Annotated in this window: 12 protein-coding genes; 7 read left to right on the top strand and 5 right to left on the bottom strand. The window is 66.1% G+C overall.

Going from position 1 to position 14,262, the window contains the following annotated elements; genetic code table 11:
• Window positions 1–135 precede the first annotated feature (135 nt).
• Genes LF41_RS02085 through LF41_RS02075 form a run of 3 tightly spaced genes read left to right on the top strand, consistent with a single transcriptional unit; the run spans window position 136 to window position 1,023 of the window.
• Window positions 136–504, top strand: coding sequence for a hypothetical protein (locus LF41_RS02085; RefSeq protein WP_036165025.1), 369 nt, complete (start codon window positions 136–138; stop codon window positions 502–504).
• Window positions 504–761, top strand: coding sequence for a DUF5985 family protein (locus LF41_RS02080; RefSeq protein WP_036165022.1), 258 nt, complete (start codon window positions 504–506; stop codon window positions 759–761). The genes LF41_RS02085 and LF41_RS02080 overlap by 1 nt, the downstream gene beginning before the upstream one ends.
• A gap of 13 nt (window positions 762–774) precedes the next feature.
• The gene (locus tag LF41_RS02075; RefSeq protein WP_202594004.1) at window positions 775–1,023 is read left to right on the top strand and encodes a DUF5985 family protein; all 249 of its coding nucleotides are present in this window, start codon (window positions 775–777) and stop codon (window positions 1,021–1,023) included.
• A 21-nt stretch (window positions 1,024–1,044) separates the two neighbouring features.
• Here LF41_RS02075 and LF41_RS02070 read toward each other — a convergent pair whose 3' ends face one another.
• The 5 genes from LF41_RS02070 to LF41_RS02050 form a co-directional block, all read right to left on the bottom strand.
• Window positions 1,045–3,027 (bottom strand): S9 family peptidase, encoded by a 1,983-nt coding sequence (locus LF41_RS02070; RefSeq protein WP_052116041.1) that lies wholly within the window; start codon window positions 3,025–3,027, stop codon window positions 1,045–1,047.
• An 88-nt stretch (window positions 3,028–3,115) separates the two neighbouring features.
• The gene (locus LF41_RS02065) at window positions 3,116–3,949 is read right to left on the bottom strand and encodes a MurR/RpiR family transcriptional regulator (protein ID WP_036165015.1); all 834 of its coding nucleotides are present in this window, start codon (window positions 3,947–3,949) and stop codon (window positions 3,116–3,118) included.
• Window positions 3,949–5,046, bottom strand: coding sequence for a dipeptide epimerase (locus LF41_RS02060; protein WP_036165013.1), 1,098 nt, complete (start codon window positions 5,044–5,046; stop codon window positions 3,949–3,951). Before LF41_RS02060 ends, LF41_RS02065 begins: the two co-directional genes overlap by 1 nt.
• Window positions 5,047–5,065: 19 nt before the next feature.
• The gene (locus LF41_RS02055; RefSeq protein ID WP_036165010.1) at window positions 5,066–6,475 is read right to left on the bottom strand and encodes a C40 family peptidase; all 1,410 of its coding nucleotides are present in this window, start codon (window positions 6,473–6,475) and stop codon (window positions 5,066–5,068) included.
• A gap of 10 nt (window positions 6,476–6,485) precedes the next feature.
• The gene (locus tag LF41_RS02050; protein ID WP_036165007.1) at window positions 6,486–7,637 is read right to left on the bottom strand and encodes a DUF819 family protein; all 1,152 of its coding nucleotides are present in this window, start codon (window positions 7,635–7,637) and stop codon (window positions 6,486–6,488) included.
• Between the two features lie 148 nt (window positions 7,638–7,785).
• Here LF41_RS02050 and LF41_RS02045 point away from each other — a divergent pair, with 148 nt between their 5' ends.
• From LF41_RS02045 to LF41_RS02030, 4 genes are all read left to right on the top strand, one after another.
• Window positions 7,786–9,261, top strand: a complete 1,476-nt coding sequence (locus LF41_RS02045) for a transglutaminase-like domain-containing protein (protein WP_084073225.1) — start codon at window positions 7,786–7,788, stop codon at window positions 9,259–9,261.
• The gene (locus tag LF41_RS02040; protein ID WP_338037839.1) at window positions 9,258–12,194 is read left to right on the top strand and encodes a TonB-dependent receptor; all 2,937 of its coding nucleotides are present in this window, start codon (window positions 9,258–9,260) and stop codon (window positions 12,192–12,194) included. The genes LF41_RS02045 and LF41_RS02040 overlap by 4 nt, the downstream gene beginning before the upstream one ends.
• A 71-nt stretch (window positions 12,195–12,265) precedes the next feature.
• Window positions 12,266–13,816, top strand: a complete 1,551-nt coding sequence (locus tag LF41_RS02035) for a serine hydrolase domain-containing protein (protein WP_036164999.1) — start codon at window positions 12,266–12,268, stop codon at window positions 13,814–13,816.
• 44 nt (window positions 13,817–13,860) lie between these two features.
• Window positions 13,861–14,250 (top strand): hypothetical protein, encoded by a 390-nt coding sequence (locus LF41_RS02030; protein ID WP_036164996.1) that lies wholly within the window; start codon window positions 13,861–13,863, stop codon window positions 14,248–14,250.
• Window positions 14,251–14,262 lie beyond the last annotated feature (12 nt).

The raw sequence follows: 14,262 nt of genomic DNA, 5'->3' as shown, positions 1-14,262 counted from the left end.
GTCGCTCCGTGGGAGGGAGGGGGCGAGTGTCCTCCCGTGAATGGGCGCCTGCGTCCGCAAAAACATGCGGGATCGGGCAGTAGTTCTACTGACGCGCGGGTTGCGCCCCGCGGCCGCTTCGGGGAACATCGGGCCATGGGGATTTCACCTGATCTGCGGCGGTTCGTCGTCGCGAAAATCCCGAGCGTGTCGCACCTGGAAGCCCTGCTGCTGTTGCGCTCGACGAGCGCGCAGTGGCCGATCGCGCAGCTGGGCGCGCGGCTGTACGTGTCGGACCAGCAGGCCACCCGATTGGTCGACGACCTGCAGGCGCGAGGACTTGCCCTGCACGTTGGCGACAACGCCCTGTACGAGCCCAGGTCGGAAGGCCTGGCGCGGGCGGTCGACGAACTGGCGATGGCGTACGGCCGGAAGCTCGTGGAGATCACGCAGCTGATCCACTCGGCCAACGAGACGAAGGCCCGTCGGTTCGCCGACGCATTCCGCTACCGCAAGGACGATTGATGGCCTTCCTGGTGTATGCGTTGTGTGCGCTCACCGCGGCGGCGTGCGCGGTGCTGCTGTTCCTCGCCTGGCGACGCAGCCGCTCGCGGATGTTGTGGTGGAGCGGTGTGTGCTTCGCGTTCCTCACCCTCGCCAACATCGTGTTGGTCGTGGACTTCTTCGTGCTGGCGGACAGGGCGCTGTGGCCACTGCGCCACGGATTGAGCCTCGCCGCGGTCAGCGCATTGCTCTACGGCCTGATCTTCGAGGAGCCCTGAGATGCAGCTATTCATGCTGGGCATGATCTCGATGGGCTGCGCGGTGGCGGCGCTGCTGTTCCTGCGCTTCTGGCGGACCAGCCGCGACCGGTTCTTCGTGTTCTTCGCCGCTGCCTTCGCGATCGAGGCGGTGAATCGCGCGGTGTTCGCCTACATCGGGCCGGGGGCGAGCGAGTATCAGCTCGGGTACGTGCTGGCGCGGTTGGTGGCGTTCGCGTTGATCCTGGTGGCGATCCTGGACAAGAACACGCGGCGGGGGTAACGCCCCCGCCGCGCGCGACCGTCATTCGCCGATCAGGTTCTGCTGCCAGAACAGCATCGTCGCGGCGCCGAAGTAGTCGGCGTTCGCTTTCTTCTGGAAACCGTGGCCTTCATCGTTGAAGAGCAGGTACCAGACTTCCTTGCCGTTGTTGCGCACGGCTTTCACGATCTGCTCGGCTTCGGTGTACGGCACGCGCGGGTCGTTCTTGCCCTGGGCGACGAACAGGCGCGAGGCGATCCTGTCCGAATGGCGCGCCGGCGAGATGCGGGCGAACACTTCCTGCATTTCCGGCGTGCGTTCGTCGCCGTATTCGGCGCGGCGCAGGTCGCGGCGGTAGCTTTCGGTGTTGGTCAGGAAGGTCGTGAAGTCGGAGATGCCGACGATGTCGACGCCCGCGCGGATGCGGTCGCTGTAGTGCATCAGCGAGGCGAGCACCATGTAGCCGCCGTAGCTGCCGCCGTACACGCCGACGCGCGAAGCATCGAGTTCCGGTTGCTTGGCGATCCAATCCAGCAGCGCGCCGATGTCCTTGACCGAATCCTCGCGCTTGCCCGCGTTGTCGAGCGAGAGATACGTCTTGCCGTAGCCGGTGGAACCGCGCACGTTCGGCACGAGCATCGCTACGCCCAGTTCATTGGCGAGGAACTGCGCGGTCGGGCTGAACGTCGGTTGCGATTGGCCTTCCGGGCCGCCGTGGATGTTGATGATGACCGGCAGCTTCCTGCCCTTCGGCACGTTGGCGGGGCGGTAGTAGAACGCGGGGATCGTGCGCGGCTTGCCGTCCACCTGGTCGAAGGTTTCGTAACGCACCAGCGTGGGTGCGACGAACTTCGACGCATCCAGGCCGCCGACTTCGCTGCGCGTCCAGCGTTCCAGCTTGCGCGCGGCCAGGTCGATCACGTACGTATCGCTCGGCGAAGTCGCGCTGTTGAGCGTCACCGCCAGGCGCTTGCCGTCGGGAGAGAAGTCGAACCCGCCGATCACGCCGATCGGCAATTCGGGCAATGCGACCGCCTTGTGCGAGGGCAGCTCGATCACGTGCAGCTTGCTGATGCCGTCCTCGTTGGTGACGTACGCCAGGCGCTTGTCGTCCTCCGACAGGGTGAAGCCGTCGACGTCCCAGGGGATGTTCGCGGTCAACACTTCGAATTTTTTCGTCGCCGGGTCGTGGAAGCGCAGCGTCTGGAACTCCTGCGGCTTGCCGTCGATGGGCTCGTCGCTCACGAAGTAAACGCTGCGGCCGTCCGCCGCGAACGCGAACCCACCGAACGCGGCCTTGCCACCGTCGACGGGGAACATCTCCAGCTTGCCCGAGTCGAGATCGACGACGCCCGGATACGATTCGGCCGCCGAGACGTAACGCGACACCAGCAGGCGCTTGCCGTCCGGCGAGAAATCGCTCGCGCCCCAGCTGCCACCTTCGGTCACGACGGGTTTGGTGTCTCCCGTGGCCACGTTGCGCACGTAGATGTCGCGGTCGGTGCCGTTGCGGCCCGTGCCGGCGTAGGCCATCCACTTGCCGTCGGGCGAGAACAGCGCGCCGCCGTTCTGCGAACGCTTGCCATCGGTCAGCAGCGACACGCCGCGCGTGCGCAGGTCGAACCAGTACAGTTGCGAGAACTCGTCTCCGCCCTTGTCCTTGCCGAACACGAAGCCTTCGGCCTGCGCCTTCGACGGCGACGCGGCGATGCCGCCCACCGGCTCGGGATAGAACGTCAGCTGCTCGCGCATGCCCAACGGCTGGCAGACGCGGTGCACCTGCGCGGTCTCGGCGAAGCGCGTCGACACGAGCACGCAGCCTTCGCGCGTCCAACCGGCGAACCCGGCACCGCGCGTGTTCTGGTAGCGATTGAGCTTGTCGAGCAATTCGCCCGGGATCGCCGGGATGTTCTCGCTGACGCGATTGCCGACTTCCTCGCGCTTGACCGATGTGGGTTCGGCGGCGAAGGCCTGCAGGCACGAGAGCGCGAGCAGGGCGGCGGGCAGGGTGGAGCGCAAGGCCATGGTGGATCCTTCCGGTGGAGGCAAGGTCCGATTGGGCCTGATGGTGCGTTGCGAGTGCGTAGGTCGAAAGTCACGACCGAACGCGGGACTAGCCTTCCGGCAACAGCCGAATCCGCTCCTGGTTCGCCTGCAACGTCGCCAACCGATCCCCGCGCCCCTCGCACAACAGCACGAACAAGCGGTCCAGCAGGTGCTGCACGCCGCTCTGGTACAGCAGCGGCGCCACGTGCGGGCGATCGTCGTGGCCGCTCACCAGCAACGCGATGTCGGCGTGCGCGCGCAACGGGTTCGACGTGTGCCGCGTCATCGCGACGACCTTCCCCTGGCGCTCGCGCATCGCGCGGGCGAGTTGGCACAACGCCGTCTGCTTGCCGGTCTCGCTGATCGCGAGCAGCACGTCGCCCGCACGGCAACCCGCGATGCTCGCGCCGAGGTGCGCATAGTCGAAGTGGTGCACGCTTGCGATGCCCAGCAACGCGAGGCGATAGGCGAAGGCGCGGGCGGTGGTGCTGTCTTCGGTCGCGCCGATCAACAAGACGCGGTTCGCGCGGCCGAGGATCGAGGCCACGTACTCCAGCGCCGACGGCGGATTGATCGCGCGCGTTTCAGATTCGGCCTCGCTCTTGCGGCGCCACAGATCGCCCGACATCAGCTCGGGGACTTCCGCGGCCGCGGGCACGGCGGCGCCGGGCTCCGGCGTCATCGCCTCGGCGATCGAGTACTTCAGGTCCGGGTATCCGCGATACCCGAGCTTCTGGCTGAACTTCACCACGCTCGACTGGCTGATGCCCAGCGCGGCCGCCAATTGCTGGGAGGAGTAGTCGCGCAGCAGTTGCGCGTTCTCCAGGATGAAGTCGGCGATGCGGCGCTCGATCGCGGACATGCTGTCGCGCTCGGCGCGGATTTTCGTCAACGGCTTCATCAGGCGGCGATCGGTTCGAGGCCCCGGATCGACTTGATGCCCAGGCCCGGCGCGTCGGTGATCGAGATTTCCGATTCGTTGAAGATCACGCCGCCGTCGACGGGGTTGAACTGGCTCAGCGAGGGGCCGTCGAGGTCGACCTTGGTGATCGCGTCGGACTTGGCCACCGCCAGGTGCGCGGCCGCGGCGACGCTGATGGAGGATTCGAGCATGCAGCCGATCATGCACTCGATGCCGTGCAGCGCTGCGATGTCGGCGATGCGGATGGCGTTGGAGATGCCGCCGGTCTTCATCAGCTTGATGTTGACGATGTCGGCCGCGTGCATGCGGATCAGGTCGATCACCTGCGCCGGGCCGAACACGCTTTCGTCGGCCATGATCGGCGTGCGCACGCGCTCGGTGACGTAGCGCATGCCTTCGAGGTCCGCCGCTTTCACCGGCTGCTCGACGAGTTCGAGGATGATGCCCGCGTCTTCCATCGCGCTGATCGCATGCACGGCCTGCTTCGCCGACCAACCCTGGTTGGCGTCGAGGCGGAGCAGGGCGCGGTTCTCGACGGCGGCGTAAATCGCCTTCGCGCGCTCGATGTCAACGCCGATTTCCTTGCCGACCTTGATCTTCAGCGAATCGAAGCCCCGGTCCACCGCCGCCAGCGAGTCGGCGACCATCTTGTCGATCGTGTCCACGCTGATGGTGATGTCGGTGGTGATCACCGGGTCGCCGCCGCCGAGCACGCGGTAGAGCGGCGCATCGAAGGACTGCGCGAACAGGTCGTACAGCGCGATCTCCACCGCCGCCTTCGCGCTGGTGTTGCGCTCCATCGACGTCTGCACGAGCCGCGTGAGGCGATTGAGGTCGGCGATTTCCTGTCCGATCAGGCGCGGCGCGATGTAATGCGAAATGGCATCGATGATCGAGCCGTGCGTATCGCCGGTGATCACCGCCGTGGCCGGCGCTTCGCCATAGCCGACGTGGCCGGTGTCGGTGTGGAGCTTCACGATGACGTCTTCCACCTTGTCCACCGTGCGCAGCGCCGTCTTGAACGGCGTCTTCAGCGGCACGCGCAGCATGGCGAATTCGATGCGGGTGATCTTCATGTCGTTTCTTCCCTGAAGGTCAGTGCGAGGTGGCGACGCGGACGACGCTGGTCATGCGGTCCACGTAGCGGTGCGTTTCGTCGTACATCAGCGGCAGCAGCGGCGTCACCGAAACGCCGTTGAGGTGCAGCGAGCGCAACTGGCCGTCGGCGGCGCGCATCGCGCCGCCGTTGGTGTCGTGGATCACGTAGGGCTGGTCGCCGATCCAGCCGATCACCATCATCACGTGCCCGGGGATGTAGACGAGGTCGCCGGTCTGCAGCGACTTGACGGTGGCTTCGCGCTGCTCGTGCGTGCTCTTCTCGTCGAACAACGTCTTGTGCAGCGACGGGCTCTTCGACTGGTCGCGCGTGTTGCGCGGCAGCAGCACGCCCATGCTGGCGTAGACCTCGGAGACGAAGCCGCTGCAATCGCGCGCGTCGTAGTCGTGGCCCCAGCCGTAGCGTTCGCCAAGGAACTTGAAGGCCTGGCGAATGATGTTGGCGTGGGTGAGCGGCAGGTAGTCGCCCTGCGTATCGGTGTTCTTCTGCAGCAGCGCGGGCGCGATGCGCAGCCCGCCGTCGGCGTTGCGCACCGGCAGGTCGACCGTCCAGGACGAATACGGATGCTGGCCATTGATCAGCCGGTCGGGCGCGACGATCGCGAGCGGGAGGCGCGTGCTCATGTCGAGGACGCGCTGCGAGCCTTGCGGCAATTCCGGCGAGTACACGGTGCGCACGGTCGCGCCGGTCACCACGCGGAAGGGCGCGCGTTGCGGGAAGCCGAGCACCACGTCGCGCGCGCCGATGGCCAGGTGTTTCGTTTCGATCCATGCGCGATAACGTGGGCTGACAACGAACGCCCACTGCCCATCGCGGCTTTCGTGCACGATCGCCACCGGCGTGCCGGGGAAGAGCGCGCTTTCCTGGAAGCGGTCGATGTCGGTGTCCTCGTCGCTCGAAAACACGCGGAGCGCCGTGGGGAAGGTGCGCAACGCCGCACGGTCGACGACGAGCGCATAGCGCGTGGCGGCCGACGCCGGAAGCTTGTCCAACGCGAGCGCGTCGACCAGCCCGTCGAGCGTCGCGGCGGGCACGACCTGGTGCTTCTCGTCGTACAACGTGCGCGTCGGACGCTCGGACAGGTCTTCGATCCACTCGCGCGCCTGTTGCGAGGTGATCGACGCGGGCAGCGCAGCCAGATCGTGGATCGTCGGGTCCTGCGCGCGCATCGCGGCGTTGGCGGCGTCGATCGCGGCCTTGTCGAGCAGCACGCGATCAGCCTGCGCGCCGAGCTTGCCGACCCAGAAATCCGGATCGAGCTGCGCGTCTTCGACGCCGACGACGCCGTGCGCGGGACGCACCAGTTGCGCCGGTTCGCGCGCGAAGGCCGGTGCGAGCACCAGCAGCAACGCAGCGGCGATCAGGGAATGAGCGGGACGGATACGCATCTGCGAACTCCTACGGCGCCAGCGCCGTCAGCACTTGCGCCATGACCAGGCCGAACCCCGTGCCGAGGATGTAGCCGAGCAACGCAAGCAGGATGCCCACGGGAACGAGGGCAGGGGAATACGACGCTGCGAGTACGGGCGTGGCCGCCACGCCGCCGACATGGGCGAGCGACGAGATGCCGCACAGGTACAGGTCGAAACGGAAGAGCTTGGCCAGCAGCGCCAGCAGCACCGCGTGGATGATCAGGATCGACAGGCCGCACGCGAGGTACCACGGCGCCGCGCCGATGCCTTCGAAATTGCTCTGCGAAGCCAGGATCGCGACGATGAAGATGAGCAGGGCGCTGGCGATCTTCGACGAACCGGGGAAGCGCGCGAGCGGCGTATGCGCGACCACCAGGCCGAGCACGGTCGCGATCATGATCGTGTAAGAGGTCGGGCTGACGTACATCGACTCGGGCAACAGCGCGGCCAGCGCGCGCGAGACCACGCCCGCGCCGAGCGCCAGGCCCAGCCACAGCAGCACGGCGTCGAAGGTGATCGGGTCTTTCGATTCGGGGACGGACGCGGCGATGTCGGCGCTCGAGATCGCGCGCGTCCAGCGGTCGAAGGCCGGTGCAAGACGCCCCACCGAGAACAGCACGGCCACCCACACCGAATAGCAGAGCGCGTCGGTCAGCAGCGCCAGCGCCATCGATTGCTCGGAGAGCCCTGCGCCCTGCGCGACGGCGACGAGGTTGGCCGAGCCGCCGACCCAACTTCCGCTCAAGGCCGCCAATGGTTGCCAGGCCGTGTTCGCGGGCAGCGCGTAACGGAAGATCAGGTACGTCGTGACGAACGCGATGAACAAGCACACGGTGGTGCTGAAGAACACCGCCAGCACGCGCGGCCCGAGCCGGAAGATGTTGCGCAGGTCGCAGTGGATCATCAGCAGGAAGAGCATCGCCGGCAGGATCTGCGCGATCAGCGTCTTCTGCGCGGCCTGGATGTCGCCCTCGATCTTCCACAGGCCCGCGACCGACAGGCCCGTGACCAGCAGGTACACCATGACGATGGGGGGCATCACCGAGAACACGCGCCATTGCGTGCGGCGTTCGAGCATCGGGAACAGGCCCGCGATCAACAGCATGAGCGCGAGATAGGGCCATACCGCCTGGATCATCCGGTCCCCCGTCGCTCCCGGGTGGGGAGGCGGCTGGAATATATATTCATCGATTGTCGGAAAGGAAGAATAATTTATTGACCGACTGTCACAATGGTGCTACACAACGCCTCGCAAGTCCTCCTGCAGGGGTCGAGTGCGCTTGGACATGATCGGTCGTTCCCGGATGTCGATGCTGTCCCTGGCGTTGGCCGCGGCATTCACCGCGGGCACGGGCTTCGCGTTCGATCCGCCGCCGGCGCCGCAGGAAATCGTGGCAATGGTCGACCGTGGCGATTTCAAGTCCGCCAACGCCGCCATCGATTTCGCCCTCGCGCAACCGGGCATCCCCGAAGACACCGCCCGCGCGCTCGCCTTCGAGCGCGAACGCATGCGCCGCATCCGCCTGGACTTCCCGCACGACGAAGCCAAGGTCCGCGCGGACATCAAGAAGCAGATCCCCGACCTGCGCGACGATGAGTTCGCGCGGTGGGAAGCGGACAACACGCTCGAACACATGACCATCGACGGGCAGAAGCGCTACTTCCAGCGCAGCGTCGGCAACCTCTGGCGTTTGAGCCCCGAAGCGTTGGCGCGCCGAACCGAGCCGCCGAAGTTCACCGACAGCCCGCTCGAGTCCGCGCACCCGCACCACAAGGCCGCGCACGATGCGGCACTGGCGACCGGCAAGGCCGGCGTGCTGCCGCAACGCTTCCGCATCACGCAAACGCTGACGGTCAACGCCGATGCGGTGCCGGCCGGCGAAACGATCGATGCATGGATTCCGTTTCCGCGCGCCATCCCGGGCCAGCAGGACGACATCAAGCTGGTCGACAACGTGCCGGGGAAGGGCGACCTCGCACCCGAGTCCGCGCTGATGCGCACGATGCACCTGCAGGGCCAGGCCGTCGCGGGCAAGCCGACGAAATTCGACGTCACCTATGAGGTGACGATCTCCGCGCAATCGCACCCGATCGATCCGGCGAAGGTCGTAGCGCTGAGCGACAAGGAAAAGCAGGACCTGGCGCCGTACCTGTCGCAGGAACTGCCGCATGTGCAGTTCACCGATGCGATGCGCCAGCTCTCGCGGCAGACCGTCGGCGACGAAAAGAACCCCTACGCGATCACGCGCAAGCTCTTCGCCCTGGTCGACGACAAGTTCCCGTGGGCCGGCGCGCGCGAATACTCGACCATCCCGAACATCGGCGATTACGCATTGCACGCGCACCACGGCGATTGCGGCCAGCAGACGCTGCTGCTGATCACGCTGCTGCGCATGAACGGCATCCCCGCGCGCTGGCAGTCGGGAATGATGTTCTCGCCCACCGATTACTGGAACCTGCACGACTGGGGCCAGGTGTACATCGCACCGTATGGATGGGTGCCGATGGACGTGACCTTCGGCCGCCTGGAAGGCGACCCGGCCACCGAATGGTTCTACCTCGGCGGGCTCGACGGTTACCGCATCGCCTTCAACGACGCCTGGGGCGTCGACTTCGTACCGCGCAAGACGCACTTCCGCTCCGACACCGTCGATTCGCAACGCGGCGAGGTCGAGTGGAAGGGCGGCAACCTGTATTTCGACCAGTTCGATTACGACTTCGAATGGAACCTCGTTCCAACCACACCGCCGGAGGGGGCATGAGTGGCATGAAGAGCAGGAAGAACAACACGATGCATCGCACGTCGCTCTGGCTCGCCATGGGGCTCGCGCTCACCGCGCCGATCGCCCTGCCGGCCTTCGCGCAGAACACCGCCGGTGCGCTCGCGGGCCACGCGGCCGCGGGCTCCACGGTGACGGTGACAAACCCGGCGACGGGCTTCTCGCGCACGGTCACCGTCGATGCGGACGGCAATTACCGCATCGCCTCGTTGCCGGTCGGCAGCTACACCGTGCAGGTCGCGCAGAACGGCCAGCCCGTCGGCAGCCCGGTCACCGTGACGGTGAGCCTCGGCAACACGACCACGAAGGACCTCGCCGGCGCACCGTCGGAACTGCAGACGGTGGAAGTGCAGGGCACCTCGATCTCGCCGATCGACGTGACCTCCACCGAATCGGCCACCAACATCACCGCCGACCAGATCGAGCGCCTGCCGCTGCAGCGCGACGCGCTGTCGGTCGCGCAACTGGCGCCGGGCGTGGTGCGCGGTGAATTCGGCGGCGTGTCCTTCGGCGGTTCGTCGGTCGCGGAAAACGCGGTCTACATCAACGGCCTGAACGTCACCGACTTCTACAACCGCGTGGGCAACTCCGCGGTGCCTGATGCGTTCTACCAGGAGTTCCAGGTCAAGACCGGCGGTTACTCCGTCGAGTTCGGCCGTACGACCGGCGGCGTGATCAACGCCGTGACCAAATCGGGTACGAACGAGTTCAAGTACGGCGCCGAGCTGGTGTGGGAGCCCGACTGGCTTCAGTTCACGCAGAAGGACCGTCCGGGCTACGTCGCGCAGTTCGACGACCATGACTCGGCCAAGCTCAACCTCTACGCCTCCGGCCCGCTGATCAAGGACAAGTTGTTCTTCTTCGGCATGTACGAGGCGCGCGACGTCGAGCCGCGCAGCTCCGACAGCGAATACGCCACGTTCTTCGACGGCCGCTCAAACAGCGGTTTCTGGGGCACCAAGATCGACTGGCGCATCACCGACCACCACATCCTCGAACTGCTCGCCTTCTCCGACAGCGACAAGCAGACGCGCGACGAATACGGCATCGATCCGGCCGGCGACCTCAACGGCACGCGCACCTACCAGAACACGACCTTCACCGAAAACGGCGGCGACAACTGGGCCGCGGCATACAACGGCTATTTCACCGACACGTTCTCGATGCGCGCGATGTACGGCGAGAACCAGCGCTCGACCGACATCCACAGCCTGACCGACGACACCTGCACGCTCGTGCAGGACCGCCGCGTGGGGTCGAGCTTCATCGGGTGCACGAGCAACACCGCGGTGATCGCGCGCGAGGACGACCGCGAGCAGTACCGCGTCGACTTCGAATGGCAGCTCGGCGACCACCTGCTGCGCTTCGGCTACGACCACGAGAACAACACCAGCGAGTACAACCAGCGCTATCCGGGCGCGGGCGCGCGTTACGAAGTGTTCAACGTCGGTGGCAGCGGCGTCGTCAACGGCACGCCGGTACCCCCTGGCACGACGGCCTACGTGCGCACCCGTGAAGTGCGGAACGAAGGCACGTTCGAGACCGTCAACTCGGCGTACTACCTCGAGGACAACTGGCAGGTCACCGACAACGTCCTGTTGAACATCGGCGTGCGCAACGAGGAGTTCGACAACAAGAACGGGCAGGGCCAGAGCTACATCAAGATGGATTCGATGTGGGCGCCGCGCCTGGGCTTCTCGTGGGACCTCAAGGGCGATTCCAGCATGAAGGTCTACGGCAACGTGGGCCGTTACTTCCTGCCGGTGGCCAACGTCATCAACATCAAGCAGGCCGGTCCCTTCCTCGATCGCCGCACGTTCTACGTCTTCAACGGCTTCGATGCCAACAACATCCCGGTCCTGGGCCCGCAGATCGGCCCGGTCGACGTCTCGCAGGGCGACGGCACCGTGCCCGACGTGCGCGGCGAAGTGGATGCCGACATGGATCCGGTGTACCAGGACGAGGCGATCCTCGGCTTCCAGCAGCAGTTGAACCCGTCGTGGTCGTGGGGCGTGCGCGGCATCTACCGCAAGTTGAAGAACGCCATCGACGACATGGAAGTGACGTGGAACGGTTTCTGCGAAACCGACTTCTTCATGATGGCCAACCCCGGCGAGGTCGCCACGGTCTACGGCGACACCGACTGCGACGGCACCAACGACAACTGGATCAACATCGACACCGCGCGCACCGGCTGGGCGCTGTACGACGTGGACGGCAACTTCGTCGGCACCACCGGCTGGGTGAAGCCCAAGCGCGATTACAAGGCGCTGGAATTCGTCCTGGACCGCGCGTGGGACAACAAGTGGTCGCTCAACGCGTCCTACACGCTGGCCTTCAGCGAGGGTAACGCCGAAGGCCCGGTCAACTCGGATACGGACTTCGCCGATTCGGGCCGCACCGAAGCCTTCGACAACCCGTGGGTGAACTTCAACGGCGATGGCTACCTGCCGAACGACCGCCGCCACCAGCTCAAGCTGCACGGCGCCTACGCGATCAATGATGCGTGGGAAATCGGCGCGGCGTTCGATGCGCGGTCGGGCCGTCCGATCAGCGCGTTCGGCGCGGGCAACCCGTTCGACGAAACCGAGTTCCACAGCTTCTACGTCTGCACGGCCAACTGCGACCTGCCGAACGACCAGCGCACCTACACGCACATCGGCCGCGGGGATTGGGGCCGCCTGCCGTGGACGTACGACCTGGGGGCGAGCATCACCTATCGCCACTCGTTCGGCACCGCGGACCTGCGCGTGAAGTTCGCCTTGTTCAACGTGTTCAACATGCAGCGCGTGACCGAAGTCAACGAAGACCTGGAACTGGAAGACGGCATCGGAACGCCGAACGAGTTCTTCCTCCAGGGAACGAACTACCAGTCGCGTGCCATGGGCCAACTCACCGTTTCGCTGGACTTCTAAAAGTCGGCACCCCCGGCGGCCCGCCCTCCGGGCCGCCGTTTTTTTCCCGGGGCTGCTAACTTGGAAGCCGCATGAAACGAATCCTCGCCACCACCCTGTGCCTGCTCGCCTTCGGCGCGCAGGCACAGTCGTCTTCGACGGGCGCGTACGACGGCATCGTCGATGAGACCGTTGCGCGCTATCGCTTGCCGGGCATCGCCGTGGGCGTGGTCGAAGACGGGAAGATCGTCTACGCGGGCACACGCGGCGAAGTGCTGGCCGGCAGCGGCGACCGGCTGACATCGCGGTCGCTGTTCAAGATCGCATCGAATTCCAAGGCCATGACCGCGAGCGTGCTCGCGCGCCTGGTCGACCAGGGCAAGTTGCGCTGGGACGATCCCGTCACGAAGCACCTGCCGAACTTCGCGATGTTCGACCCGTGGGTCACGCGGAACATGCAGGTGCGCGACTTGCTGGTGCACAACAGCGGCCTGCCCGAGGGCGGCGGCGACCTGATGTTGTGGCCCGAACCGAACGACTTCACGCGCGGCGACATCATCGCCGGGCTGCGTTACATCAAGCCGGCCTACAGCTTCCGGTCGGGGTATGCGTACGACAACCTGCTGTACGTGGTCGCCGGCGAAGTCGCGGCGGCCGCGGGGGGCGCGCCGTACGAAACGCTTGTGCAACGCGAGATCTTCGATCCGCTGGGCATGACGCGCTGCAAGGTCGGGGCATTCGATTCCGATGCGGTCGGCGATGTCGCGCAGCCGCACGTGCGTGAACAAAGCGGACGCTACAAGCCCGGGGACAACGTCGACGGCGCACGCGTGCCCACGATCACGTCGGCCGCCGCGGGCGGCATCCGCTGCAGCCTGGACGACATGCTGCGCTGGATGCAGGCCTGGCTGGCGCCCGACGCACGGGCGAAGGCGTGGCTGTCGGATGCGCAGCGCAAGGAAATGTGGAAGGCGCGCACGCCCATGCCCATCTCCGCGCGCCGCGTGAAGTGGGACAAGACGCATTCGCTGGCCTACGCGTACGGCTTCCGCCTGGCGGACGTCGATGGGCAATGGACTGTGTCGCACACCGGTACGTTGTCCGGCATGTATTCGGCGATGGTGCTATTGCCCGATACGCGCAGCGGCTTCGTCTTCATGATCAACGGTGATGCGGACGACACGCGCACGGTGTTGTCGGAGGTGTTGCTCAAGCACTTCACGAAGCCGGGCACGGCCGCGTCGATCGAGCCCTACGCCGACGAAGTGGAAGCCGACTGGAAGCAGGCCGAGGCCGCCGCGAAGCCGAAGACGAAAGCCGACGGCAAGCGCGTGGTACTTGCGGGGCCGTTCGATCCGAAGCGCACCGGCACCTGGCGCGATCCGTGGTTCGGCACCGTGCGGCTGTGTCCGGTGGGCGGGCGGCTGCAGTGGGCGTCCGTGAAATCGCCGCTGATGACCGGCCACGTGGTGACCGTCGATGGCCACTGGCGCATCGATTGGGACGCCGACCGAATGGACATGGAAGCGTGGGTCGACTTCGTCGATGGCCACATGCGCATGCGCAAGGTCGATCCCGACGGGGACTTCAGTTCCGACTTCGAGGACCTCGATTTCACCCGCACGGGCGACTGCCCGGCCTGACGGCGCTACATTGGGGGCCCGGGCCCCGACAACGGAGCGTCCCCATGCGGTCGACGACCCTCCAGCGCATCCTTGCCTCGATCTTCCTCGTGCTCGGCACGTGGTGCATGTTGCTGCCGCGCATGGTCGAGCAACTGACGATCCGCCCGGAGCACCAGGTGCTCACGGCCGCCTCGTCGGTCTTCATCGCGTGCTTCGGCGCGCAGGCGGTGTTGTGCGGCGCGGTCATCTGGTTCGCGAAGTTCACGCCGAAGACGTTCCTGGCCTTCGGCCTGCTCGGGTCGATCCCGTTCTTCGCGTTCAATGTCTACTTCTACTTCGTGCAACCGATCTTCACGAAGTGGATGCTGCTGGACTTCGCCGGCAACGTGGCGATCCTGGTGTGCGGCCTGGTGGGCTATCGCATCTCGCACCGGGAACACCCGCTCGGCTGAGCGGGCGCCCGG

This window comes from Lysobacter dokdonensis DS-58, from assembly GCF_000770795.1.
GTDB lineage: Bacteria > Pseudomonadota > Gammaproteobacteria > Xanthomonadales > Xanthomonadaceae > Noviluteimonas > Noviluteimonas dokdonensis.
The sequence above is the reverse complement of the archived record's forward strand: the minus strand, read 5'-3'. Positions and strand labels throughout refer to the sequence as shown.

Bases quoted from the DNA above. Each gene is read 5' to 3' on its own strand.
- LF41_RS02030 (WP_036164996.1), top strand. From the start codon at position 13,861: ATGCGGTCGACGACCCTCCAGCGCATCCTTGCCTCGATCTTCCTCGTG.
- LF41_RS02035 (WP_036164999.1), top strand. From the start codon at position 12,266: ATGAAACGAATCCTCGCCACCACCCTGTGCCTGCTCGCCTTCGGCGCG.
- LF41_RS02055 (WP_036165010.1), bottom strand. From the start codon at position 6,475: ATGCGTATCCGTCCCGCTCATTCCCTGATCGCCGCTGCGTTGCTGCTG.
- LF41_RS02040 (WP_338037839.1), top strand. From the start codon at position 9,258: ATGAGTGGCATGAAGAGCAGGAAGAACAACACGATGCATCGCACGTCG.
- LF41_RS02075 (WP_202594004.1), top strand. From the start codon at position 775: ATGCTGGGCATGATCTCGATGGGCTGCGCGGTGGCGGCGCTGCTGTTC.
- LF41_RS02065 (WP_036165015.1), bottom strand. From the start codon at position 3,949: ATGAAGCCGTTGACGAAAATCCGCGCCGAGCGCGACAGCATGTCCGCG.
- LF41_RS02045 (WP_084073225.1), top strand. From the start codon at position 7,786: ATGATCGGTCGTTCCCGGATGTCGATGCTGTCCCTGGCGTTGGCCGCG.
- LF41_RS02070 (WP_052116041.1), bottom strand. From the start codon at position 3,027: ATGGCCTTGCGCTCCACCCTGCCCGCCGCCCTGCTCGCGCTCTCGTGC.
- LF41_RS02085 (WP_036165025.1), top strand. From the start codon at position 136: ATGGGGATTTCACCTGATCTGCGGCGGTTCGTCGTCGCGAAAATCCCG.
- LF41_RS02050 (WP_036165007.1), bottom strand. From the start codon at position 7,637: ATGATCCAGGCGGTATGGCCCTATCTCGCGCTCATGCTGTTGATCGCG.
- LF41_RS02080 (WP_036165022.1), top strand. From the start codon at position 504: ATGGCCTTCCTGGTGTATGCGTTGTGTGCGCTCACCGCGGCGGCGTGC.
- LF41_RS02060 (WP_036165013.1), bottom strand. From the start codon at position 5,046: ATGAAGATCACCCGCATCGAATTCGCCATGCTGCGCGTGCCGCTGAAG.